Genomic DNA, 23,636 nt, shown 5'->3' on the forward strand with positions numbered 1-23,636 from the left:
CTGATTACAGCACTTTGCTAGCTCGTTTTTTAGCTATCCCTTCTACTGGGCAGGGCTATCTGGCGCCTAACGGCAATGCCCTTATTACAATTAAAATTTTATTCCCCACTTAATAAATACTGCCCAAGCGCGCATATAATTTTCAAATTATGATTAAGTTATGTCGTAAAGAGTCTAATTAAGTTGGTGCTTTTCATACTCTGTATTCATTCAGGAATAACTTTTTGCTTGTAATGTTTACACCTTGTATTACTATGGCATCCTTTTTGTAAATTTTGCAACGATATATTGATGGTTGTCTTTTATAAAAAGATCAGTCTCAGCGCATGCTGCTGAGAATGCTAAAGATGCCAGTTTGTCACTTTGTAATGATCAAATTGCTGATCTCAATCTATACAGGTTGCCAATTCAGCGCGTCAGCTAGCCATCTGAAGTAAAAATCTGAGCAATCATGAGTACAGCAATAAGCCTGAGGTCGATGAAAAGCGACTATCAGGCAACATTGTATTCATCTTCGTTGATGAAGTTTAGGTGTCACTGTAGAGCTTACTGAAATGAGCGCATCATCGATCGCAGATAATAGAATTTCAGTGTGTACTAGTGGGTAAATATTATAAAAAATTAAATGCTAATTGAGGAAAAACAAAGTTGAATTATAAAAAATTAATTCCGGTATTCTTGTCCGTATTACTATCGGCATGTGTAACAACACACCAAAGTGTCGCCCCTAATCAGACAAACTCAAACTTTAAAAAAGTCAAAGTCATGGAGAGAAAATCGAGCGAAGATATCTATCCAGAGCACTCTTATCCGGTTGGCGATTCAGGTTTTCAGCTAGTTCAAGCGGCTGGTGGCAGCGTATTTCTAGGACCTGTACTTGGTTCTATGAACATTGCTAAAAACTCAAAAGAAGTGGCGCAATCTATTCAAGCGCTGACACTAATCTCTCCTTATGAGCTCGCAAAGAAAACACTACGCAATAATCATTTTACGTTGAGTAATGATGCCGTTTTGATGATAACGCCATTTATTTTTTTACAAAAAGGTGATGATGGCTTTTACAGACTTTCTCTTGTCCACCATGTGAAAGATGCTGGGAATAAGTGGGTAGGGCGATATACCTACCATCTAGAGGAAGCGGTCAAGATTGACGACTTCCCGAGTGGGATTAGCACACCAGCGTTTGAATCCGCGTTTAATGTAGCCTCACAGAAATTAGTCGATTTAATGAACCTAGATTTTTCAGGTCAACTTCCGAATGAAGGCGTATCTCACAATATTGGAAGCTTACACTTTGTGGGTGCCAAGATGGGAGGGATGGGAATTTATACGCAGCCAGAGGAGCTATACTTTCAAAATGCGAAAGTAATTCAAGAAACCGAGACGGATATCATCGTAAGAATGCAAGGGAACTATAATCTTGTTCAATTTATGGGGGGCCTGACATTTGGTGTGCATTACTTTAAGAAGTCTTCTTTGCATAGATTGGAAGCAACAAACAAGTAAGAAAATTGATAAATAAATGCACACTGAATGTGCATTGAGCTATGTACAAGCGCTAGGTGCCTATTCGTGAGTCAGGCTTTGAATTGAGTGTTCAAAGCCTGCAAGCTCCTTGCGGTGCTGCTTTCTATGATCAATAGAACGCATCGTTCTATTGAATGGGTGCATCGTCGCAAGGGTAAAGAAAAGGTTGCCGATTAGTGGCAGTCTATCGTAATTGTATTCCAAGGGTTTGGACTGCCGTCGGCGTATTTATTACATATGCCTTTTGCGAACAGGTTTTCTAGGTGATAACCAAAACTGGTGAAATCAATCAGATTGCCAAAGAAAGGAAACTGCCCATAGAATTGAAGTTCTCGTAGCATGTTGTCTAGATTGTAGTTGGTTTGCTCGGCGATAAAGCGCTGATCTATCTCTTTTAAATTGATTATACGAGAGTCGGGGAATCCCGGAATGACAACATGTAAGTATTCTTCATCGTATTTACCATCAAAAAACGTCACGGTTTGCATCATTTCAGTGGGCGACAGTTGATTCATGGCGAGTTTGAAGTCGGTGACGACTAAAACTTCGCTGGTTAGATTTCGATTGACGTATATTTTCCCCGGTAAAATATCATGTAGCGCACGCATAACACCCTGTTCGTCGTCATTTACACTCTGGGCAAGCGCATAATTGGGAAATCTGGCGTTGGTAAAACGCTGATAAGACTCTTTAACCATACCCATAAAAAACGCTACGGTTTGTTGGCGCGCAATGGCATGCGCCTCCTCGTCCGTGAATCTTCGGGACATCAGTAGCGTCGCCTTTTTGCCCGCATAGAAACTGACTAGGTTTTGGGTCACCGAGTAAACAGCCGCATTGGATGCGTTCTTAGGATTTCCGCCTTGGTAGATTTTGCTTCCATTGGCAAAGTCAAAAATAGTACTTAGATCAAACCGTCCGTTTTCTTCATTTTGACGCGTATCAGCGTTCCACTGAAACAGATCGTGAGAAGCTAATCCAATCACACCAATATCTACGACACGGATTGGTTGTTTTGCTAAAGCGGGTACTGACAGCAGTATAAATAGTAATACAGACACTAATTTCATTTAGTTATTTTCCTTTAATAAAAATGAGAATTATTATATTTACAATTCTATTGTGAATATATATCGACTGTAAAGTTAAATTTAGGATATGAATTGTGGTGCGTATTTTTAATGATAGGAAACGATGCTGTCTACTATTAGCTTTGATTGTGGGAGCACGTCTATCTCCCACTGTGAGTGAGGCGAAGTTCGCACTGGTTTAAGGGGGCTATGATTATTCTATTTGTCATAAAATAAGGCTAGCTCACCTGTGCGTTTACATTTATAAAATAATGCAAAGTTGCTATTAATCAGGGTTTTACTTGTTCTCGTAATGGTTACAGATGTCCGTTTATTTTGATAAAGTGTTGGCGGTAGCTTGAAACTTAGTTGAGCTTCAGGCGAAAAGTAATCACTCAACAATCATGGATATTGCAAAATGGAACGTAGAAAGTTTCTCGGTGGCGCATTGACTGGCGCCGCGGTACTTGGATCGCTAAAAGTGCAGGCGACCACGACATCTGAACCTGCCTCGAATAACAAACATGCAGTAAATATTAGAGACTATGGCGCGAAAGGAGATGGCAAAGCTGAGACTTTGGCTATTAGTAAAGCCTTTGAAGCTGCTGCGGGTGGGTGCATCGAGATCACGGAAGGTATTTATCATATCGATGCAGAAGTATTTATCAGCTCTGATACTACCGTGATTGGTAAAGGTGGCGTGATTCTATTAGGTGGCAATGCCGCAACGTTGCGCCTGTTAGGTGTTGAGAATGTCACTTTAACAGGGGTGATTATCGATGGAAATAGAACCGAGTGGAGCAGCAATCAGCAATATACTTTGCCGATACATGGCTGTTCAAATATTACTATCAGAGACTGTGTCGTTCATAATGGGGTGAACGCGGGCATCGGTGTTGGTCCTGGAGAGAGCCCGAGTAGGAATATCAAAATTCTTAATAATCATGTGCATAATATCGGTGAAGCAGGGCATAGCTATTTTGCTTATGGCAATGGTATCGCTGTCACTCATGGTGAAGACATACTGATTGACGGCAACTATGTGCATGATATTTATCAGGTAGGTTGTATCAACCTTGAAGGCACGGTACTGAAAAACATTACGGTCATTAATAACATCTGTCATACAACCACGGGTAACGCTGCGGGTATCAAGTGTTACGCAGGTGGTAATGATGTATCCGCAAAAAATGTGCACATCATCAATAATCAACTGCACAATATTGGCGATAGCAACGCTTCAGGTGTTGAGCCGACTATCTGGGTTGAAGCGGGGCATGGTGTGATCGTTGACGGCAACTTTATTTCGGATTGCCCGGGAACGGGTGCTGCGGGACGTATTCAAGTTACATCCGACTCTGCTTCAAGGGTCACGAACAACACCATTAGAGACTGTGACGGGGGGGCCATTTTCATCAATTCTGCTGAGGATATTCTGGTTGAAGGCAATGTAGTGAATTGTACAGCAGGCACGACGTTATCAGGGCATGAGGTACCGTTATATGTTGAATCTATTTCATCTGGTGAAGGCAGTGTCAGGGTGGTTGGTAATGTCATCCGCGATGCGCCTTATGAAAGTATTATTTTTAATGCACGTTCGAGCGGGACTTTAACAGGAAATACAATCGTAAGACCCAATCGAAAAAACACCAGCTTCTCATACTCTATAGGCTCTCAAACAGGGTTTCAAAACTCTATTGTAGGTAATAACGTCATCGTAGATGATGGCAATTATCAAGGGAACTTCTTCTATAACTTTTCGGGCGCTGGTCATGCCGATATGATTTATCAGCCGGATGTATGGAAAGTGCCGAATATTGCTACTTTTCCGAAATATGACGTCAATGCGAATCCACATTTTATTCAGTCAGAAATCGCCATCAAGCCAAATCCACCAACGCAAGGGGAAAATCAGGCTGGGCGTATGATGTTAACAACCAATATGACGAAAGGGTATGTTGGCTATGTATGTATTAGATCAGGCTCTCCTGGCGATTGGCAGCCTTATGGCGCTTTTGTTGTATAGTACACGTACTCAGTCTACCTAGATAAGCTCGTACGTAAATAGTATTTCTTATTAGCATCCTGCATGAATAGCAGTGGCCAGCCGGTGCTTCGTCCCATCGGCTGTAGAAAGAGCAATTAAAACTGTCGTATATTTCAATTAGGTATAGTTAATCCTCCACGGCTTATGTTAACTGAATAATACCTCATCTCTTGATTGTGATTTAAAGAACAAGTACATGTTTTTATTAATTAAATATTGTTGATTTTCCCGCTAAACAGTGAAAGTGATTTTTATTGGTTTGATTTTTTGATACTTGGTTTTTACACTTTGTTAACTATTTTATTGGGAAGGGTTAGTCTGGGTTTTGAAAAAGCGATCATAACAGGGATATCGACTGGTTACTTGTTTGAACGTGTCAAAGCTGGATCTGCCAAGCTTATTGTTTATGCACAAATACGCTTAACCCGATACTATTTTTAACAAAGGAATATGACTATGTTTGATTCATTGTTGCGTTTATTATCCAACCGGTGCAGCCTGACTAAAACCACACTTGACCAATTTGTGTATGAGCAATGGCAGCAAGGAAAGCACTTCGGCCACGTTCCATTGCATGTTTTACCCAATTACAATTCGTATGAGTCTATTGCATGGGAAAAGATTGACTGCATGCTCACAAAGATTGTAAAACAGCAAGATGATGGTTTGTCATTTGGATTTGATATGTTCCCGCCAAAATCTGCTGCAAAAGGCGACATGCATGTTCACCCTCTAAGCAGCCGTTTGATCTCGGTATTAGAGGGTTTTGGGACAGCAATCGTGCAAACTTGTACTGGGAAAATGGCTAAAAAGGAAGTTGGACCTGGTGATGTCATTTTGTTTCCGCACGCGACCCCACATTGCTTCTGGGGGGCAGAAAATAGGCCAATGGTCGTAGAGGTTTTACTGGGTCCATACGTACCCTTTGAACATCCACTACATACAGTTTGCCCTAAACAAGCCAAACGCATGGCGCAAATGTACCCAGAATTATTCAAGCCTTGTGAAGTTCATGAACTGGATTCGATAGCGGCAAAAGTCAATGAATTGCAAAATCAAGGCTTAGTGGCATTGAATGAACACCAGGTGATGGATTGGGGGGACGAATTTGTGAGAGCTGCGGACGACGGCATAGAAATTCTAGAGGTTTAACCAAATATAGCAAGAAGCCATCATTTTACAGTTATTTACTGTCTATTTTCGCTATCCGCTCTTCAAAGCTCGGATGTGTACTCAACCAACTTACTTCGTTTGGGTACGCCTCAGCAAGCTTTGCCAAGATACATTCCATTGCTTGTGCTTGACCATAGCGGGTAACGAGTTTTTGCGACGCGTAATGGTCAGCTTCCAGTTCAGCTTGTCTTGAGTAACTTTGATTGATACCTACCACTGCACCTTGTAGTATGATGTCGCTCAATGTGGAGATATCACCGATTGTTAAAGTTAAGCCTGCCACAACCAGAGATGAGCTAACAATTGATTCCATCACGTGATTGTGTTCTACATGCCCCAATTCATGGAGCAAAACGGCGCTAAGTTCTTCAGGTTCATTAGCTAAATCGACCATGGCGTCTGTAATAACAATCGTACCATCAGCTAAAGCCATCGCATTTGCTTTGCCATTCCATCTACGAAACTCTAATTTAAATTGACGCTCGCTTTCACTGTGGTTATTCAGTGAGGCAAACAATGTTCGCAGTGTTTGTTGTTTTATCGTATCTAATTGGGATGGTTCAAATTCGGCGTCGTCTAGGGATTCAAGTGTCCTTTTATCAACAGCTGTGTAGACAGGCGCAGGTATTGTCGCTGCAATTTTCTCAGCCAAGTAGGGCAATCCATGGACATACAGTTTATAACCCGAGATGGTTATCAGAATTAACGTCGTGGAAACGATCCAAAGCCATTGTTTTTGTTGCTGGCTTTTAACTCTGCGCTCTATGGAGTTCATTTATCACACCTTTCATGACGTCAATATTATGCTTCCTAACTATTTTTTGGCTTTTAAATAACTGAGGTAATTCAATAACAATAACCAAAATAATCAGTACCCATCCACCAATAGCGAATGTAATTAGACCTATCAGCATCAAGACGGCATTTAAGATACCTCGTGCTATTTTTCCTAAGTAAAAGTGATGTAGCCCAGCCGCAAAGAAGTAATTCAGTACAGCGTAGGTGTCAGGGTCTTTCACAAGCTGTTCTTCGAGTTGGTAGTACTGTTTGCGAGCATCTGGCGTGAGTGAAGAAATATCCGCGCGTAGTGCCTCTTCTTGTTCTCTTAAACTGTTTTCATCCATATTAGTGCTCCTAGGGCAGGGGGTCTGACTTTACGTCGACACAGTCGGGATCATTGCAACGTCGGATACGTTTTATCCCTAGCCAGCCACCTTTCAGCAATCCATACTTTTCAATGGCTTGATAGGTATAGTGAGAGCATGAAGGGGTAAAGTTGCAAGATAAGTTAAAATGGGCTTTAGCACCGCCATTTGCCTGATAGCGGCGAATGGCGCTAAGTATAAGTCGTTTAACCACGTTTCCTACCAAGGGTTAAAATAACGGCTTCGCGATTCCAAAATAGCATAAAGCGTTTATTTTCAATTACCTGGAATACTAATTGCCAGCCATCTTGGGCTTCTCGGTTTAAAGTCGCTTCAAGCTTTTTTAATGGTAAGCCACTTGAACCTAACAGTAACGTGCCACATCCCCCCTCTACAACGTGGATAACTTTATATTCATCGTATTGAGTCATATTACGTCCATGATTTAGTTTATTCGATGTTTACCCACTATATCCACAAACTGCCACTTAAACAAGCGGGCCGTTTGCTTCAAAGCGCAAATTATTCGAAGCCAATTATATGGTGTTCAGCCGCTCTATTTCATTATATTTACTGTCAATGAAAGGTAGCTTTCAAGATCTTTTAAATATATGAATGATTTTGTCTTGTTATTTAATTAACTGTTTGATTTTTTATCTTCTGGTATCAATAGTAACCCACAAGTTTTAACTCAAAACGCTTTGAAAGATAGCAAAATAGGGATGTCAGCAAACTTTTATTTAAATCAGTTTTTAGGCGACGCTCTATACAACAGCACTAAAGCTTATTATGTAACGATAATAGCAGAAAAAACAGGTAGTCCTGGGTTTGGTTTGGCGAAGGGGGGACTCACCGTTTTTGGCACAAGTAGTGAAGGATTGGGGTAAGCGACTTTAGCATGAGTATTACTGGTCCCTACAGTATTGCCATAACATGTGCGAACGATTGCAGCGACCTATCTTTGAGTGTTCAGCATGACTAAGTGTCCGTACTGACTTTATAAACCCATTTTAATGTTAACCATTTAGCTGCTCAAGGTAATGTAAATAAGGTCTCTTAAATACACTGTCTTATATTCCTATGGCCTTTTAATAAAAATATAACTTTTTAGACATTGAATTGAAATTTTTTTTTATTATTTTAAATTCTATTTTTTAAGTTGGTAAAAATATGGATTTGGCATATTTAACCAAATATAATTAAGTTTTGAGGTGGTCGTGAAAATAAAGCGCATATTATTATGTATATCTATTTTTTTTAGTACGCATACAATGGCCGAGTCACTCAAAGTGATGGCTTATAATATTATGCAATTAAATGTACAGGATTGGGATCAAAGCAATAGAGCTGAACGTTTGCCCTCCGTAATACGTTCATTGAATGACAGTCCAGATGTTATTCTAGTAAGCGAAGTGTTTAACAGTGATGCAGAGCAAGCACTGGTAGCTCTTTCCAACCTGTACCCGTATCAAACGCCTAATGTTGGTCAAGATTGCAGCGGCAGTGGGTGGGACAGCTTGTCTGGTCAGTGTTCAAATAGCCCTTTTGTTATTCGAGGCGGGGTTGTTATTCTGTCAAAATACCCGATTATTTCTCAAAAAGCACATGTGTTCCATAACAGTTTAAGTGGTAGCTGGGACTACTTAGCAAACAAAGGGTTTGCTTATGTAGAGATAGAAAAAGAAAACCGTCGATATCATTTAATAGGCACGCATTTACAAGCAACGCACGATACAAACACAGAGCAAGAGCATCGTGTAAGAATGAGTCAATTGGGTGAAATTCAATTATTTATCGAAGCAGAAAATATACCCTACAACGAACCTGTGATTATTGGCGGGGACATGAATGTTGAATGGAGCAAGCAAGATGAAGTGGCTGATATGCTTGATATTGCACAAGCTAACTTGCACTTTAAAACCCCGCTGATTGGTTCTTTCTCCGCAAAAGATAACTGGTTTACTAAGGCCAATGCTTATTACTTTGAATATAACCTAGACTATAATGACACCCTAGATTATGTATTTTGGCATCGCAATTATAAACAACCCATTAATTCACCCAATATGACGGTGCGTTATCTAAAAGCCGCAGAAAATTGGTATTGGGGTTATTTGAGAGGCAACTGGAATTTAAGTGGTGGTCGATATTATCATAATGGGTACTACAATGAACTTTCAGATCATTACCCAGTGCAAGTAAACTTTGAATTCTAGCGATAGCAAGTGCGATGTGTTATTGCATCGCACTTGCTATTTGTCGGTATAGGGCTAAATATTAGCGGGCAGGGCTGATGTATTTTAAGTCGCTAAGTACCTTCTCTAAATCAACGTTGAGAGCCAGAGAATCTTCAAGCAGTATCTAACTTGTGGTAACGGTCATTCACATGTCAGGTCGTGTCTAATAATTAGACTTCCATACTCCCTCCATAATTAAGGATTAATTTACACCCACAAGTTATTCATGTTTTGGGTGTGAAGAGTGGTCGTTGCTTACCTATGTATCGCGTTGCTGGGTTTATTACTTACATTGGGTGGGTTCTATGTCTCCTTAATTAGAGGCAAGACAGATGTTGTGGGTGGGGTGCCAATGCCGTTAAATGACACCCTGCACAAAGCGATTAGAGCGCATGGTAACTCTGCTGAATACAATGGGTTCATCGCTTTGACATTCTATATATTGTCTCAGCACCAGCCGCCTACATGGTTACTGATTTGCATGATTTGGCTTACGGTTGCCAGGTATACTCACTTCATCGGGTTACTTACCTGTGAAACAATGGCAAAGCCAAACTTACTCCGTTTTTTTGGTGCAGGTAGCACGTTTGTTGCCGGCTCCATTATGTGCGTGTCAGTAGCGTTAGTTGCATACCGCTAAGTTGATTGTATTCATGTATAGAAAGATAAGCTTGCTCTTAAGTTTGGTATCTTGCAGTACTTTTGCAAATATGTCAGAGCATGATGACGGTATGTATGAAGTAGTGCTCATTGTGGCACTGATTGCAACAGTGTCTATGTTGACCTATTTGTGCGCTAAAGCACTTTCGTATAAACAAGCTAACAGTGCACTTAATGCAAAACGCATGAGTACTGATCTGAGCCCATATACATTCAACACTCACTCTTCGACACGCCAAGAGGGTGTCTCAGAGCACAAAAAAAACAGTCGTGCGTGGTATCAACGCGCAAAGAAAGATGCGCGGTTTTGCGCTGAATTTGCAGCATATATTGATAAAAACTACAGTGAACAGTCATTAGATATCGCCCAAATAAGCCATGCCTTGTCAATTAGCGAGCGGCAGTTACAAAGAAAGGTGAAAGCCCACTTCGGGCAAACAACAAGCGAATTTATTCGAGCACATCGACTGAATTTGGGGGCTGAAATGCTGTCACAAGGTCGCTCTGTGACGGTGACTGCCCTTGATGTTGGGTTTTGTTCACAAAACTACTTTAGTCAGTGCTTTAAAACGCACTTCGGGATGACACCTTCAGAGTATATTAGTCGCCTTTAGGCACTGAACTAGCAGCATAAATCTCCTGCTACGACGTGCAGTATTTGAATACAAGCCACTTTGACACAGTTTTTTTGACATACTGCCAAATGGCATGAACATGCCTAATAAAATAAGCCTAATGCTCCCTCAGTTGCACGCCTAAGGAACAGGATTAATACGCTAATTTATCCACTCGCTATACGTTATTTACAACACTGATCAAAAAGCAGAGGTTGCAACGCCAGGTGATTAGGGGGAGCGACCCATAAAAAAACGACATAAAACAAATAAGCATTTGAAAAATATGCTAATTAAAAGAATTTAAACATGTCCGCTTTACGAATGCAGTGTTTTCTCACTTCGCTATATTACGCCCATGGGAGCAAGTCGCGCCCATGTTCAATCAAAAACTTTGGGAGTTAATATGGTGATTAATTTGCGCACTTTAAGCGCAACGGCGATAAGCGTTGGTTTATTGTTGTCTAGCCAAGCTACTGAGGCTGGCCAGCATAAACTAAATATAAAGAATACATTTCCAACGAATGTGAAAGTAAAGTGGTTTTGCAATGGGAAACATAAAGACTCGGATACTTACCCAATTATGCAAGGTAAGACGAGACAGTTGAATACGGATAAGTGTGAGAATGAAAATGATCTCACCATCGAATTTTACGTGAAGACATTTTTAGGCTGGATGGGGCCGAAGAGCCGGATGGGCTGGTGGGGCATTGATTACTATGGGCAAGCAGAACAATATGCCCATGTGCGGTCGATTAAATATGGAAAGTTACCCGGCAAGAAGAACAGTAAACGCTGCATCGTGATAGCACCAGATCCGATTTGGGCCGCAACAGGTTGGGCATGGCCTGCAGCATTCGAACACCGAAACTGCTAACAACTTACAGAATGGATTCATATGGGTCTGAGGGACCAGCCAATTTAAAAAGCGTAAAGAGCTTCAAAATGAACATTAAATTAACCTTAATTGCACTGATTTATTTCTCTGCGGGCTTTGCTGTAAGTAGCATATTCCTCGCTTCTTCTGAGCCACTTGAGACACATTATGCTTGCTTAAGCCACCCGTTGGATAGCCACAAAGCAAAGCAAGCGTCAGACATTTACGCTGCTTGCAATGCCAAGTTGTCTGCGCCCAAGTCGGTGGGAAGTATCAGCATTGCTTTGCCAAGTGACGACGATCATATATACGAGCAGGTATTGTACGCTGACCATGTCGGTGAGGTCATCGAGCAAATTCAAGCGCATCAAATTGCACAAAATGTGCAAGCTGAGCAGGCGTTATTTGAGCGAATTAAACGCACGAATGTAGGCGACATCGAGACCATCTCTGAGGTGTTGACGGCGATGATTGAATTGGAGTTATCTATTGTAGAGCCACAAATTGTATCTCATTTACTGGAAACCGTGCACCTCGCGGAGCCAAATCATAAAGCTGAAATGGCGCAGGTTTTGTCGGTATTACATGGGCGCGTGACAGCTGATAGTATTCCCTCACTTCTTCGCATTATTGAATCGCATTCTGAATTCAACCCGATGGTGGCTTGGCAAGCAATGAGCTTGCTGGCTAAAACAAGTCGTGTTGACGACATCCGGCCTTATTTTGACATGTTAAGTCGTTCAGCATATACGGCAGTGATTATGGAAGGTGCGCAGGCCTGGCTTGATTCTAATGGCACATTAAATTTTAATGATGCGAAATACTTTGAGCAGTTTGTTGAACCATATGAGGGAATTTAGTTGACCCAGTTTATCGGAGGGGATAATTCACATTGGTTGATAGCGAAAAAGTCAGTGAAATATATTTGTTATAAACAAAAAAGTAGCCACATTAAAATATATTGAGGCTTATTTTTAAAAGGAGAAAGTATGAAGACCGTTGATGGTGACTTAATTAAATTGGCGCTAGAAGGGGAGTTTGATGTCATCATTCATGGATGCAATTGTTTTTGCACAATGGGCGCAGGCATTGCTAAGGCAATAAAGTCTGAATTTCCTGACGCTGCTAAAGCGGACCTTGAAACTCAAAAAGGTGACAGACTGAAACTTGGTACTTACTCTCATGCAACGGTAGAAAGGAATGGGAAAAAGCTAACGATCATCAATGCTTATTCGCAATACAATTGGCGAGGGCGTGGTGTTAAGGCTGACTACGATGCAATTCAACGCATCTTTGCGCAGCTTAAACAGACCTATAGCGGAGCACGTTTTGGTTACCCTTTAATTGGTGCAGGGTTGGCCGGTGGTGATTGGAGCGTAATTGCCGAGATTATTGATACAGAGCTCATGGGTGAAGACCATACTTTGGTTAAATTCGCGCGATAGTATTCAGGTATTCAATTTTAGTAGAGAAAAAAATGCGATTTTTATACGTGATGGATCCGATGTGTGCTTGGTGTTATGGGTTTCAACCTGAGTTAGAGCAATTTTTAAATATGCACCCCCACATAAAAATGGATTGGGTTGTGGGTGGATTAGCGCCGGACACCAATCAGCCAATGGCACAAAGTTTAAGAGAAACGATTGCGTCTTATTGGTATCAGATTGAAGATCGGACTCAGGTGACGTTTAATCATGACTTTTGGTCTTCGAATACGCCATATCGATCTACATATCAAGCTTGCAGAGCCATTATTGCCGCTGAAAGTTTGTCAGAAAACAGTGCGCAAAGCATGGCCAAAGCCATTCAATCAGCATATTATCAACAAGCCAAAAACCCGTCGTTGGGACACACTTTGGCAGCGTGTGCTGAGGCAATCGGCTTGGATACGCAAGCGTTTTTGGATAGGTTGGCGTCCAACCAAACCGAATCCGAATTTCAACGACACCTTGGGGTTGCTCAGCAACTGCAAGTGTCTGGGTTTCCGGCACTTTTTTTTATCAATAGTGAAAATAGGGCTTTCCCGTTGGCTTTAGGCTTTTGTCAAGCTGCAGAACTAGCGCAACGTTTTGGCCAAATTCAGGACATTGAATGACGTTATGCGGGGGTTGAAACACCCTGTACATAACCTGATGATAAGGTAGGGTGTATCACAGGGGGTGTGTTAATCAAAAGCGATAGACGCTTTTAAAACGTAAGCATATAAGGAGGATTAGTGAGTATCGTACTAGCGCAAGCAAATTGGTCTAAAACATTTGCGGGAGAGGACTTTTCTGGGGAAGTGTTATCTTCAATTGAATTTGAAAGCTGCACTTTTACAGGGTGTAACTTTTCCGATGCTGTTTTTGATAGGTGTAATTTTGTGGACTGCGAGTTCATAAAATGTAATCTGAGTATGGTGAATATACGGTATAGCAAATTTTCAGATGTCGTTTTTCGAGACTCAAAAGCCATTGGTATCGACTGGACCAAAATGGCTTTGCCGAAAATTGTTTTTAGTGCACCCATTAACTTTTTTGATTGTATGCTCGACGACTGTTCATTTGACGGAATGTCACTGCCTGACATTGCCATCGAAAGCAGTGTTGCTCGCCGAGTTGGCTTCAGAAGTGGGGAATTTCGCAATGCTAATTTTAGGGATACGAATTTTAGCGGCGCGTTGTTTTCTGACACCAATTTATCAGGTGCAGATTTTTCAAGTGCAACTGACTTCGATATTGATATTTTTAACAATATGCTCAAGCAGGCTAAATTCGATCGCTTTGAAGCGATCCGATTACTGGGAAGCCTAGACATAGAGTTGGTCTAACATTACGCCGTCGAAGCGACTTAGCTAAAACCCTAGCACTTCATCAACTTTATGTTTAATTCTGCGAAGTACAATTTTTGTTTTGTTTGGAAGGGTGGTCTTTTCAGAATAGTAGAGCGGTGTTATTTGAGGTAGGTCACCTGTACGAGGGTGCGGTATTGTTTGTATCGATAGGTTGTTTTTAAAGTGGCTACCTAACAGGTAAGCAAGTGCGGGACTATCGTTTCCCAGCAACGAGCGTGCACCTTGGAATTCAGTGTGCTGAATGCTCGGATTTGCCCAGCCGTTGGTTTGAATAGACAACTTTAAGATCCGCTGTTTTTGTGAAGAGCGGTTGATATTTAATCGATGGAATAGGGCGCGATTCCATAAAAAGCAAGTGCCTTTGGTCCCTTTTATATTGCAACTATTTAAATTACTTTCAAGCGGCCCTTCGTGATAACGTGGGATAATTTCGAACGACCCGCTATCCGTGTCGGTGACATCGCTAAGATAAATATAAATTGAGTATGGCTTACAACCTCTCACTGACATCATGCGCGGGTGACAGTGCTCGCGATGCCATCCTTCTAATCTTTTCATATGTTTATGGTAGTCTTTTTGGTTCCCTTCAATTTCGAAGCAACAGCAATGGAAAAATACTGGGCAAGGATCAAGGACGCTGATCACGTTCAATAATTTGGGCACCATCACTTCTTTTAAGATGTTTAACGCCATCAATTCATCCGTTTCGATGAATTTTCGTTTTTGTGTGCAATGCTGTTGAAAAAGTGGGTCTAGTAAACGATTCCATTTAGCGAGTTTTTCTGTGCTGAACAAATTTCTAAATCTTAACAGACCATGCTCTTGGTACATTGTGTGTAACATGCTCTCTCGTTTGTCTAAGCTGATCATGACTGATTCCTCATTTGCGTCCAACTTTACAGGCATGCAGAACGCATTACTTCGTTGAGCATACCTCGTTTACTGCTTTCAATGGGGTTAGCATACGGATGCTAAGATAAAACAGAGCGAAACCTATGCCATAAAGTGGTTGATATAAAATTTCTATAATTTACAATTTCTTACGAGTTTTTGCGCTGGCTAGTAATGGGAGGGTCTTATGTCTTTACTCAAATTGAGACTCATTTTGCAAACTTAGCATTTTTTAAGCGTAATCGATATGTCGCGATCGCGAATACTGCTTGACAAAATTGCGCTATCACCAAATCATTGCTTATCTTATTTTTTCCTAAAAAAGATCCATGACATCTTCAAACCATTTCATGTTAAAACTCACCACACTCGTAGAGGCAAAGTGGTTCCAAAATTTTTTGATAGCAGTAATTTTATTTAATGCTGTGACTTTAGGCTTAGAGACCACACAGTTTGGTAAAGAAAATGCAGGGCTATTGCAAAAAATTGACTTTGTGATCTTGCTGATTTTTACTGTGGAACTGTTACTGAAACTCACAGTGTATCGTTTTAAGTTTTTTAAATCTGGCTGGAATTGTTTCGACTTTATTATTGTTGCCATATCTTGGGTGCCTGCTGGTGGTGCGTTGTCCGTGTTACGAGCCTTCAGGATTTTGAGGGTATTGCGACTCTTTTCTGTTGTGCCACAAATGCGTCGTGTTATCGGTGCGCTGGGACATTCGTTACCCGGTATGGCGTCGGTGATTGGCGTGCTGGGAATTGTATTTTATGTATCAGCCGTACTGACAACCAAGCTATTTGGTCAACACTCAGACCCCAATATGCAAGAATGGTTCGGTAGCATTGGTGCTTCAGCATATACACTGTTTCAGGTCATGACACTTGAGAGTTGGTCCATGGGCATTGTACGTCCAACGATGGAACTTTTTCCCCTATCATGGCTGTTCTTTGTGCCTTTTATCATTATTACAAGTTTTGCTGTACTGAATCTTTTCATTGGTATTATTGTGGATGCGATGCAAATCATGCATGACGAAGAGGGTAAGCCGGAGCAAGCACTTGCAACCAAAGAAGACATATTAAGGGTTGAAGCCAAGCTTGATGCATTGTTAAAGCAACAAGATAGCTAATTACCTTGCTGTGTTCTTTTAGCCGCGTGAAGAGCGCGGCTTTATCTTATAACGCCCCGTTTCTATGTAATCTGTTATCCCATCCAGTGAACGGTAATTGCAGTGTCATACACACTCCCTAAATCCATCTAAACGTACACTTTTGGCTTTGTGTTGGCCAAAAGTTCATGGTCATGCTCAGAAAGAGCAAAAAAATAGTAAATCTAAGGCGTCGTCAATCGACTAGATAATGTATGTGTAAATGATAGAGAATTGATTGATGACTGAAACAAGCAGTTGGCCATCGGATGCTGATGGCGAGATGTTACGTATTTTGGCTGAAAGAGACTTTGATTTTAAGGCGATTCACAACATTGAGTTTTATGTAGAGTTCGCGTCATGGCCTTTGACTGAAGCGCAGCAAAAAGAAATCGAAAATAAACTTCCTGAGGTAGATTACATTGAACCAAATGTCGAGGACGAACTACCTGGCCATGTGCTGTTTACCGCCAAAAGTAAAGTGACCCATGAGTTTGTTACGCAAGAGCAAAAAAGGCTGAGCGATATCGTCACCGATATGGGCGGGTTTTGCAATTCTTGGGCGGTGTGTAGCCCTTGCGGTGGCTAAAGGATCCTCCTAAGCGCAATAAAAATTGCTCATATATTGCTATGTTTATCCAAAACTATACATTAATTGCTATATCTTGCAGTGGCAAAAGTTGTAAAATACGACGGAAGAGAAGGTTGCCGCGTCTAAAGCTTGGCTGACGCGCAAACCGAGTTAGTTCTAGTCAAGCTTTTATATGCCTTGTATTACGGCGTTAAGTGCACATAAATATGATCAAATTTGTAGAATCCACACCTTGGTGGTTCCTAATCGTTTTATACATCACTACATTGGTTATTGGTGTGTTTATTGGGGCACCTATCATGATAGAAGCCTATGATTTAACAATGTCCATAGAAGTTAAGCGACTCTTTGTTCTAATGCCATTAATTAGAATTCACTATTTGCTACCGCTTCTTATCATTGCCGCATTTGGACTTAAATTAGTGAGGGACAGGAACAACAAGTTGCTCACTAAGGTATTTATCTTAGCCAGTGTGGTCTTAACGCCCTGTATTTTTTATGGCCTCCATGCCTCTTATATTTATGATTTGACAGGGGCTTAGTCAGTCTAACTTTCTTGGTTCATAACACACAATAGTTAGTCAAAACAGCGTGCTGTGTGTTGTGAGCCGAACAAAGGTCATTGTGAGTTTCAGTGCACAAAACACTTTGGGCTGATGTTTGATACATTTATTCAATTATAACCACATGATTAGAAAGGTTATAATTTCATCTTTTTGCTCTTTTTAACAAAAATTCCCCTTCCTTCATCTCTCAGGTTTCTAGGCGTTTTATTATTTATCAGTATCAATTCATTGCAAAATCATGATGACGTCAGGTCTTTATTTACCACCTCGATTACAGTGAGCTTGACCTCTGCGTCACATCACTAAAAAGATTTAACGTATTGATATAACAATTAAGGTGAACTATGAATCGGATTTATATGTCTGCTTGTTTGCTGCTGTCAGCGATGACAGTGAACGGTAATACTTATGCGAAGGATGTCCCCGTTAGCGCAAAACAGCATTATTTTGGTGAAACGCCACCGGGGTTAAAACCAACGCTTTTTGACCCAAAAGTAGTGTCACCAGACGGTCGATTTGAAGGTGGGGTGTTTTCGCCAGATATGAAGGAATTTTATTTCACAAGAAAAAACGGCAAGTATAAAGAGCGCGTATTTTTTGTGATTCGATATGAGCATGGTCGTTGGGGGGAGGTTTCAGAGTCAGCAATCAGGTGGCCACAGTTTACGCCTGATGGCAGTATGATGTATGGCGGAAAGTGGTACAGAGAAAAAACAAAAATAGGGTGGTCTGAACCTAAAAGGCAAGGGAAGTTTTTAAAAGAACAGGGACATGGAGTGTCAATATCAGCGCATGGGACATATTTTTTTCCATTCTTTAAAAAAGCAGACAATGGCAAAGGTAATTTAGGGTATTCTCGTTTGATTGATGGAGAATATCAGAGCCCCATCAAATTAGGTGCTCAAATTAATCAGGGAGAATGGATTGCGCATCCGTATATTGCGCCGGATGAGTCTTATTTAATGTGGGATGTTGTGCGAGCGGATGGGCATGGAAAATCTGATATTTACATCAGTTTTAAAGACAAAAAAGGTAATTGGCTCCCTGCGATGAATATGGGATCACACATAAACACTCACTTAAGTGAAAGCTCCCCTCGCGTGACACATGATGGCAAATATCTGTTTTTCTCGCGAGGAGACTGGGTAGTGCAAGATGATGGTAGTCAAAATTGGGTCGGAAAAAGTTATTGGGTAGATGCCCAAGTCATTGAAGGGCTCAGGCCTAAAATTTAGGTTAGTACTGGTTAAAGCGCTTGGTGAAATAGGTCGAGCGCTTTTGTATATACTGAATTTTATTATCACCCCATGACTTTGGGAGCAGAGCACGAAGTAATGTTTGGTCGTACTTACCATTGTGCGTCTCATGTCTTTATGAATTAGTTTTAATGTCACTGCTGATGCAGGCATGCGGGATAGTATACCTTGCGTTAATCTAGCGCAATTGAGTACAACGACAAAGCCTCGTTGTGGTTGAACAAAGAGAGCATGACAAACACCTGCGTTGCAAACGCATTAATTTCACCGGATGAGCCTTACTTCTTGTGGGATGATGTCAAAGAGGTCGAAACGCTGATCTTCATATTAGTGATAAATAATAGGGACGCAAAAGTCATGTTCTTTAGTCCTATTATGGGGCCCTGATATTGTTGTATGTATAGGACTATGACTTTGTTTGCGTTATTTGCAAAAGCGCAGGTGGCGAAAAGCATAAATACTTGCAATTTTTTAACTTATTCGTTTAAAAAATAAATAAAAACCTGCTTTTTGGTGTATAAAGTTAAAAGATTAGCTGCGCTTGGATTAAAGCCTTTGACATGACGTCCGCCACACATTCTAAAGAGACACTAAAACCAAAACCATCGCTTAGCAAGCTGAATTATGCGCCGCGTATTATTGGCTGCATACTCATGGCAATTATGCTGATTGGTACATTTTACAATGACCTAACTTTAGTAATTGGCGTTTGTATCTTTTTAAATTGCGCCATTTGGCCACACCTTGCGCGTTGGCAAAGTAAGCTTAATGGCGAGCGCGCTGGTGCCGAGTATATAAACTTGTATCTGGATGCACTATTTTACGGCATGTGGTGTGCTGCAACAGGGTTTCAGATCTGGGTTGTCTTTGCTTTATTAATCGTAAATTCTTTAAACAGCCTCATTCTGGGCGGTATCAAAAGATATTACCTCGGAACGGGGGCACTTGGGCTAGGCTGCATGTTGGGCGGGGTGTTATTTGGATTTGAATTTGTTGAGCAATCCCCTTTGGTGACTAAAATTGTTGCGGCCTCAAGTGTGTATTTGTATTGTTGCAATGTCGGCTTCTTTAACCGGAAATACTCTGGGCAGCTGAAACGCTCAAGAGACAAAATGCTAAAGCAAAATCAAGCGCTTATTGAAGCGAAAGTCAAAGCTGAGCAAGCTTCAAAAGCAAAAAGCGAATTTTTAGCAAATATGAGCCATGAAATACGTACACCGATGAATGGCATTCTTGGCGCGCTTCAGATTATTGAGCAAGATAACTTAAATAAAGAGTCTAAGCATTTAGTGTCTAAAGCGATCTATTCCGCAGATTCGCTGCTAACAGTGATTAATGATATTCTGGATTTTTCGAAAATTGAGGCGCATAGGTTAGTGCTTGAAGTAGCGCCTTTTTCAATTCAAGAAGCGGTTGATTCAGTGATATCTGATTTAGCTGGTGACGCTCAAAAAAAGTCGATCTCTTTGACTGCAAACTTTGAACAAGACCTCAACTTAGGTTGGTTGGGGGACTCGGTCAGAGTTAGGCAGATCTTATTGAATTTAGCCTCTAATGCCGTCAAGTTTACGGAATCTGGCGGCATAAAAATTGACGTGAAAACCGTACAATATCAAGGGCAATCAGCGCTATGTCTGGTCGTGTCCGACACCGGTATTGGAATGGATGAAAAGACGCAAAAATCGATTTTCAATCGCTTCGAGCAGGCTGACTCTTCGACCACTCGTAAGTACGGAGGCACAGGTCTTGGCTTGGCGATATCAGACAGCTTAGTGACATTAATGAAAGGAGTGATTGAGCTCGAAAGTGAAGTCGGTAAAGGAACCCGTATTTGCATAACACTGCCATTTCAGCAAGCTTCCTTAGCGAGTCTAAAACAAGACGTCAATAATGAAGGGATCCCCGACTTTGGTAATTTGAATATATTGATCGCAGAAGATAACCAGATTAATCAATTGGTTATTAAAAAAATGCTGGAAAAAACAGGGGCTAAATTAGACGTAGTAGAAAATGGACTGATGGCAGTACAAGCCTTTGAAAGCAACCGCTATGATTTGGTACTCATGGATATACAGATGCCTGAAATGGATGGTGTTGAAGCCTATACACACATCCAAAAATTGGACCCAAGTGTACCGGTCATCGCGCTAACAGCCAACGTCATGCCACAGGACATCAAGGCTTATGAACGCTTAGGTTTTGTTAGCCACATTGGCAAGCCGGTGAAAATGATCACTTTGTATCACGTAATCGCACGCATAATTCATTAATTTACATACACGAAAATGTGCCGTAGCACGTTTTCGTGTATGTAAATTGTGAGCTCAAGTTTGCTAGCTGTGTTTGACGTTATTTCATTGACCTATTATGCACGCACACAGATAATCCAATCTACATCAAGTTGCCTGACAATTTTATGATGGGTTTGTACTACTTATTATAATATTCATAATGTCGGTATATATAATAACGATACTAGAATGTGACATCTGAAAGTGGATAAAATTCAATCAATTATTACACTTACACACGCAAGCAGTGTTGTTACAATTCAGACTAATATTGAATTCACATAACTAACAAGGGAAATTATGGATAATTCTAAAATTTCAGTATGCTTATTGACCGCTTTATTGCTAACGGGCTGTGGCGGCAGTAACGATGGTGAAAAAGTCAATGATGACAATGGGGGTGTAACAGAACCTACACCAAAAGATACAAAAGCGCCTGTGATTCTGCTCAGTGGTCAACCCGAAACAGAAGTGGGTATACACGAAGAATACAAAGAGTTAGGTGCGGCAGCTATCGATGATGTCGACCTTGTTGTGGATGTTACAATTTCGGGTACTGTTAATACAGCAAAAGTTGGCGAATATATTATTACTTACACAGCATCAGACAAATCTGGGAACAAAGCGAGTTTGGACAGAGTCGTCAATGTTGTTGATGAAGTCGCACCTGAAATCACTTTGGTTGGAGACCAAACGGTCACCTTAGATGCGGGGGATGTGTATCAAGAAGCGGGGGCACAAGCACAGGATAACGCAGAAGGTGACATCTCTTCAAAAGTTGTCATTTCTGGCGAAGTTAATACGGCGCTTTTAGGTAACTATACCTTAGTTTATTCAGTGGCAGATGACAGCGGCAACACTGCCAAGACAGAAAGACTCATTAAAGTCGTGGATCGAGTTGCGCCCGTTATTACATTGACGGGCGAAGAAGTATACATACACGATGTTGATCAAGAATATGTAGAGATGGGCGCTTCGGCAATTGACAACGCGGACGGAAACATCACGCCATTATTGACAATCAGTGGTGAAGTCAATTGGAGAGAACTGGGAGATTATGAACTCTCATATGCGGTGACTGATAGAAACGGTAATTCAGCGTCAAAAATTAGAACTGTAAAAGTGGTAGACAGAGTGGCGCCGGTTGTTAGTTTAAGTGGCCGATCTGAATCAGAAATCGAATTTGGTGGTGTATATGTTGAGAAGGGCGCGACTGCCTATGATGCTTTTGAAGGCAATGTCACAAACACGATAGAGTTATCAGGCTCGGTTAATACTTCAGTACTGGGTGAGTATACTATTACTTATACTGCATCTGACAATTCAGGGAACCAAGGAACTGCGCAGCGTAAAGTGAGTGTGGTAGACAGTACTGCACCCGTTATCACGTTGTTGGGTGAACAAATCGTCAATCTAAATGTCGGTGAGAACTATGACGATTTGGGTGTGACAGTCACTGACAATGTTGACGGTGATCTTGCGGATAAGCTTGTTGTGAACGGTGTTGTGGATAGCACAGCCGTTGGTGTATATAAAATTGCTTATTCAGTGGTGGACTCTTCTGGCAATCACGCAGAGATAGAAAGGCTTGTTTCTGTAAATGCCGCACCGGATTTAGTCAATTCGCAGGGAATGTCATTTGTATTAGTGCCCGCGGGAACGGTGACAATTAACGTGGATGGTAGTCCTTATACGATCAACATTACCAAGCCTTATTATATGCAAACTACTGAAGTGACAAACATGCAGTTTAAAGGTGAAGGTGATACCTTCCCAGCACAAAATGAGACGGGAGAGGATATCATAGCGTTTATCGATGCGCTTAATGCTCGCGGAGAGGGCATTTATCGTTTACCGACAAAAGATGAGTGGACATATGCATGTTTAGCTGGAAGCTCGGGTGAATTTCCAAACGTTAACTCAGAAAATGGCCCAATTACGAACCCTACCATTTACGACATACCCTTGCACAACTACAGTTGGTATTCGAGTAATACGCCAGAACTTGCCGTGCAAAAAGTTGCCACTAAAATCCCGAATGCCTGGGGGATTTATGATATGAGCGGCAATGTATGGGAGATGGTGGGTGAACTGCGCGCTGATGAGTTTGGGGTTATATATCCTCAGCTTAAAGGTGGTGATGTAGAAAATTTTGCAGGCCAAATCGCATGTAACGTGAGAGAAAGTAACTACGGTTCCAATGCTAAAAAAGGGTTTAGATTAATCAGAGAAGCTGAGTAGATAATGGTGCACAGCGTGCACTTGAGTTATACCTAATGCCTATAAACGCCCGCTCAAGCGGGCGTTTCAATTTTTTAGTTTATATATCTATACCTGTTAATCTCTGCTCGCTGTATATCATGCTGCCTGTGGATAAAGACTAACTTGCCCATACACTCTCTAAATGACGTTTAAGTAATACTCTATCTAGGTGTTTTGATGTGTTACCACAGGTTTGGTTGCAGTTCGTTTGCTGTTATTTAAACTTGAAATCCCTTTTTGAGTAGTGGTGGAAACGTTTCTGGACTGAATGTCGTTATTTTCGTAAATGACATGCTTATCTCTGCACTATTGGTCACAATTAACTACGACGATTTTTAGCGTAGTGTCAACGTACTAACCCTGTAAGAAAAGCACGCTGCGATATCTGTGCACTGCTCAACTTGGCACAGACCATTTAAAAACCGTTTTTCCTGAGGTACAACTGAT

General features: G+C 41.2%; 23 protein-coding genes. 17 read left to right on the forward strand and 6 right to left on the reverse strand.

Annotated features, from left to right (window positions below; translation table 11 throughout):
• Positions 1-648 precede the first annotated feature (648 nt).
• Positions 649-1,506 carry a hypothetical protein gene (locus tag L1286_RS16685; RefSeq protein WP_235408178.1) on the forward strand — a complete coding sequence of 286 codons (858 nt, stop codon included), beginning with the start codon at positions 649-651 and terminating at the stop codon, positions 1,504-1,506.
• Positions 1,507-1,700: 194 nt separating this feature from the next.
• Here L1286_RS16685 and L1286_RS16690 read toward each other — a convergent pair whose 3' ends face one another.
• Positions 1,701-2,597: a hypothetical protein gene (locus tag L1286_RS16690; protein ID WP_235408179.1), complete on the reverse strand. Its 897-nt coding sequence runs from the start codon at positions 2,595-2,597 to the stop codon at positions 1,701-1,703.
• Positions 2,598-3,015: 418 nt separating this feature from the next.
• Here L1286_RS16690 and L1286_RS16695 point away from each other — a divergent pair, with 418 nt between their 5' ends.
• Positions 3,016-4,623, forward strand: a complete 1,608-nt coding sequence (locus tag L1286_RS16695; RefSeq protein ID WP_235408180.1) for a right-handed parallel beta-helix repeat-containing protein — start codon at positions 3,016-3,018, stop codon at positions 4,621-4,623.
• 477 nt (positions 4,624-5,100) lie between these two features.
• Positions 5,101-5,796, forward strand: coding sequence for a cupin domain-containing protein (locus L1286_RS16700; protein ID WP_235408181.1), 696 nt, complete (start codon positions 5,101-5,103; stop codon positions 5,794-5,796).
• Positions 5,797-5,827: 31 nt separating this feature from the next.
• On the opposite strand, the gene L1286_RS16705 is transcribed toward L1286_RS16700, so the two are convergent.
• The 4 genes from L1286_RS16705 to L1286_RS16720 are packed head-to-tail and all read right to left on the reverse strand — an operon-like array spanning position 5,828 to position 7,393.
• Positions 5,828-6,592, reverse strand: coding sequence for a M48 family metallopeptidase (locus L1286_RS16705; protein WP_235408182.1), 765 nt, complete (start codon positions 6,590-6,592; stop codon positions 5,828-5,830).
• The gene (locus L1286_RS16710; RefSeq protein WP_235408183.1) at positions 6,567-6,941 is read right to left on the reverse strand and encodes a TM2 domain-containing protein; all 375 of its coding nucleotides are present in this window, start codon (positions 6,939-6,941) and stop codon (positions 6,567-6,569) included. The genes L1286_RS16705 and L1286_RS16710 overlap by 26 nt, the downstream gene beginning before the upstream one ends.
• A 10-nt stretch (positions 6,942-6,951) precedes the next feature.
• Complete coding sequence (yidD, locus tag L1286_RS16715; protein WP_235408184.1) at positions 6,952-7,176, reverse strand: membrane protein insertion efficiency factor YidD; 225 nt, start codon at positions 7,174-7,176, stop codon at positions 6,952-6,954.
• The gene (locus L1286_RS16720; RefSeq protein ID WP_235408185.1) at positions 7,169-7,393 is read right to left on the reverse strand and encodes a DUF4177 domain-containing protein; all 225 of its coding nucleotides are present in this window, start codon (positions 7,391-7,393) and stop codon (positions 7,169-7,171) included. Before L1286_RS16720 ends, yidD begins: the two co-directional genes overlap by 8 nt.
• Before the next feature lie 840 nt (positions 7,394-8,233).
• Between L1286_RS16720 and L1286_RS16725 the strand changes: the two genes are divergently transcribed.
• The 8 genes from L1286_RS16725 (at position 8,234) to L1286_RS24245 (ending at position 14,159) form a co-directional block, all read left to right on the forward strand.
• Entirely contained in the window at positions 8,234-9,178 is a 945-nt protein-coding gene (locus L1286_RS16725; protein ID WP_235408186.1) for a sphingomyelin phosphodiesterase, read from the forward strand.
• Between the two features lie 265 nt (positions 9,179-9,443).
• Positions 9,444-9,839: an MAPEG family protein gene (locus tag L1286_RS16730; RefSeq protein ID WP_235408187.1), complete on the forward strand. Its 396-nt coding sequence runs from the start codon at positions 9,444-9,446 to the stop codon at positions 9,837-9,839.
• Between the two features lie 13 nt (positions 9,840-9,852).
• Positions 9,853-10,473, forward strand: a complete 621-nt coding sequence (locus L1286_RS16735; protein WP_235408188.1) for a helix-turn-helix transcriptional regulator — start codon at positions 9,853-9,855, stop codon at positions 10,471-10,473.
• 406 nt (positions 10,474-10,879) lie between these two features.
• Positions 10,880-11,350 carry a hypothetical protein gene (locus L1286_RS16740; RefSeq protein WP_235408189.1) on the forward strand — a complete coding sequence of 157 codons (471 nt, stop codon included), beginning with the start codon at positions 10,880-10,882 and terminating at the stop codon, positions 11,348-11,350.
• 68 nt (positions 11,351-11,418) lie between these two features.
• Positions 11,419-12,210, forward strand: coding sequence for a hypothetical protein (locus tag L1286_RS16745; protein ID WP_235408190.1), 792 nt, complete (start codon positions 11,419-11,421; stop codon positions 12,208-12,210).
• A 129-nt stretch (positions 12,211-12,339) separates the two neighbouring features.
• Complete coding sequence (locus L1286_RS16750; RefSeq protein WP_235408191.1) at positions 12,340-12,795, forward strand: macro domain-containing protein; 456 nt, start codon at positions 12,340-12,342, stop codon at positions 12,793-12,795.
• A 32-nt stretch (positions 12,796-12,827) separates the two neighbouring features.
• A complete protein-coding gene (locus L1286_RS16755; protein ID WP_235408192.1) occupies positions 12,828-13,445 on the forward strand; it encodes a DsbA family protein in 618 nt (205 codons plus the stop codon).
• Between the two features lie 120 nt (positions 13,446-13,565).
• Complete coding sequence (locus L1286_RS24245) at positions 13,566-14,159, forward strand: pentapeptide repeat-containing protein (RefSeq protein ID WP_235408193.1); 594 nt, start codon at positions 13,566-13,568, stop codon at positions 14,157-14,159.
• Between the two features lie 24 nt (positions 14,160-14,183).
• Here the strand turns inward: L1286_RS24245 and L1286_RS16765 are convergent, their stop codons facing one another.
• Positions 14,184-15,089: a hypothetical protein gene (locus L1286_RS16765; RefSeq protein WP_235408194.1), complete on the reverse strand. Its 906-nt coding sequence runs from the start codon at positions 15,087-15,089 to the stop codon at positions 14,184-14,186.
• A gap of 335 nt (positions 15,090-15,424) precedes the next feature.
• Here L1286_RS16765 and L1286_RS16770 point away from each other — a divergent pair, with 335 nt between their 5' ends.
• The 6 genes from L1286_RS16770 (at position 15,425) to L1286_RS16795 (ending at position 23,168) form a co-directional block, all read left to right on the forward strand.
• A complete protein-coding gene (locus tag L1286_RS16770) occupies positions 15,425-16,204 on the forward strand; it encodes an ion transporter (protein WP_268832534.1) in 780 nt (259 codons plus the stop codon).
• Between the two features lie 259 nt (positions 16,205-16,463).
• Positions 16,464-16,811 (forward strand): ribonuclease E inhibitor RraB, encoded by a 348-nt coding sequence (locus L1286_RS16775; RefSeq protein ID WP_235408196.1) that lies wholly within the window; start codon positions 16,464-16,466, stop codon positions 16,809-16,811.
• A 209-nt stretch (positions 16,812-17,020) separates the two neighbouring features.
• Positions 17,021-17,356, forward strand: coding sequence for a hypothetical protein (locus tag L1286_RS16780; RefSeq protein ID WP_235408197.1), 336 nt, complete (start codon positions 17,021-17,023; stop codon positions 17,354-17,356).
• Between the two features lie 368 nt (positions 17,357-17,724).
• Complete coding sequence (locus L1286_RS16785; RefSeq protein ID WP_235408198.1) at positions 17,725-18,615, forward strand: hypothetical protein; 891 nt, start codon at positions 17,725-17,727, stop codon at positions 18,613-18,615.
• A 581-nt stretch (positions 18,616-19,196) separates the two neighbouring features.
• Positions 19,197-20,906 (forward strand): ATP-binding protein, encoded by a 1,710-nt coding sequence (locus tag L1286_RS16790; protein WP_235408199.1) that lies wholly within the window; start codon positions 19,197-19,199, stop codon positions 20,904-20,906.
• Positions 20,907-21,227: 321 nt separating this feature from the next.
• Positions 21,228-23,168, forward strand: coding sequence for an immunoglobulin-like domain-containing protein (locus L1286_RS16795; RefSeq protein ID WP_235408200.1), 1,941 nt, complete (start codon positions 21,228-21,230; stop codon positions 23,166-23,168).
• The last annotated feature ends 468 nt before the right edge of the window (positions 23,169-23,636 follow it).

The sequence above is a fragment of the Pseudoalteromonas sp. SMS1 genome, from assembly GCF_021530565.1.
Taxonomy (GTDB): Bacteria; Pseudomonadota; Gammaproteobacteria; order Enterobacterales; family Alteromonadaceae; genus Pseudoalteromonas.

Excerpts from the sequence above, each read along its gene's own strand:
- L1286_RS16700 (WP_235408181.1), top strand. The coding sequence starts at position 5,101 with ATGTTTGATTCATTGTTGCGTTTATTATCCAACCGGTGCAGCCTGACT.
- L1286_RS16720 (WP_235408185.1), bottom strand. The coding sequence starts at position 7,393 with ATGACTCAATACGATGAATATAAAGTTATCCACGTTGTAGAGGGGGGA.
- L1286_RS16775 (WP_235408196.1), top strand. The coding sequence starts at position 16,464 with ATGACTGAAACAAGCAGTTGGCCATCGGATGCTGATGGCGAGATGTTA.
- L1286_RS16790 (WP_235408199.1), top strand. The coding sequence starts at position 19,197 with ATGACGTCCGCCACACATTCTAAAGAGACACTAAAACCAAAACCATCG.
- L1286_RS16770 (WP_268832534.1), top strand. The coding sequence starts at position 15,425 with ATGTTAAAACTCACCACACTCGTAGAGGCAAAGTGGTTCCAAAATTTT.
- L1286_RS16795 (WP_235408200.1), top strand. The coding sequence starts at position 21,228 with ATGGATAATTCTAAAATTTCAGTATGCTTATTGACCGCTTTATTGCTA.
- L1286_RS16750 (WP_235408191.1), top strand. The coding sequence starts at position 12,340 with ATGAAGACCGTTGATGGTGACTTAATTAAATTGGCGCTAGAAGGGGAG.
- L1286_RS16740 (WP_235408189.1), top strand. The coding sequence starts at position 10,880 with ATGGTGATTAATTTGCGCACTTTAAGCGCAACGGCGATAAGCGTTGGT.
- L1286_RS16725 (WP_235408186.1), top strand. The coding sequence starts at position 8,234 with ATGGCCGAGTCACTCAAAGTGATGGCTTATAATATTATGCAATTAAAT.
- L1286_RS16710 (WP_235408183.1), bottom strand. The coding sequence starts at position 6,941 with ATGGATGAAAACAGTTTAAGAGAACAAGAAGAGGCACTACGCGCGGAT.
- L1286_RS16780 (WP_235408197.1), top strand. The coding sequence starts at position 17,021 with ATGATCAAATTTGTAGAATCCACACCTTGGTGGTTCCTAATCGTTTTA.
- L1286_RS16785 (WP_235408198.1), top strand. The coding sequence starts at position 17,725 with ATGAATCGGATTTATATGTCTGCTTGTTTGCTGCTGTCAGCGATGACA.
- L1286_RS16745 (WP_235408190.1), top strand. The coding sequence starts at position 11,419 with ATGAACATTAAATTAACCTTAATTGCACTGATTTATTTCTCTGCGGGC.
- L1286_RS16755 (WP_235408192.1), top strand. The coding sequence starts at position 12,828 with ATGCGATTTTTATACGTGATGGATCCGATGTGTGCTTGGTGTTATGGG.
- L1286_RS16690 (WP_235408179.1), bottom strand. The coding sequence starts at position 2,597 with ATGAAATTAGTGTCTGTATTACTATTTATACTGCTGTCAGTACCCGCT.
- L1286_RS16735 (WP_235408188.1), top strand. The coding sequence starts at position 9,853 with ATGTATAGAAAGATAAGCTTGCTCTTAAGTTTGGTATCTTGCAGTACT.
- L1286_RS16765 (WP_235408194.1), bottom strand. The coding sequence starts at position 15,089 with ATGCCTGTAAAGTTGGACGCAAATGAGGAATCAGTCATGATCAGCTTA.
- L1286_RS16695 (WP_235408180.1), top strand. The coding sequence starts at position 3,016 with ATGGAACGTAGAAAGTTTCTCGGTGGCGCATTGACTGGCGCCGCGGTA.
- L1286_RS16705 (WP_235408182.1), bottom strand. The coding sequence starts at position 6,592 with ATGAACTCCATAGAGCGCAGAGTTAAAAGCCAGCAACAAAAACAATGG.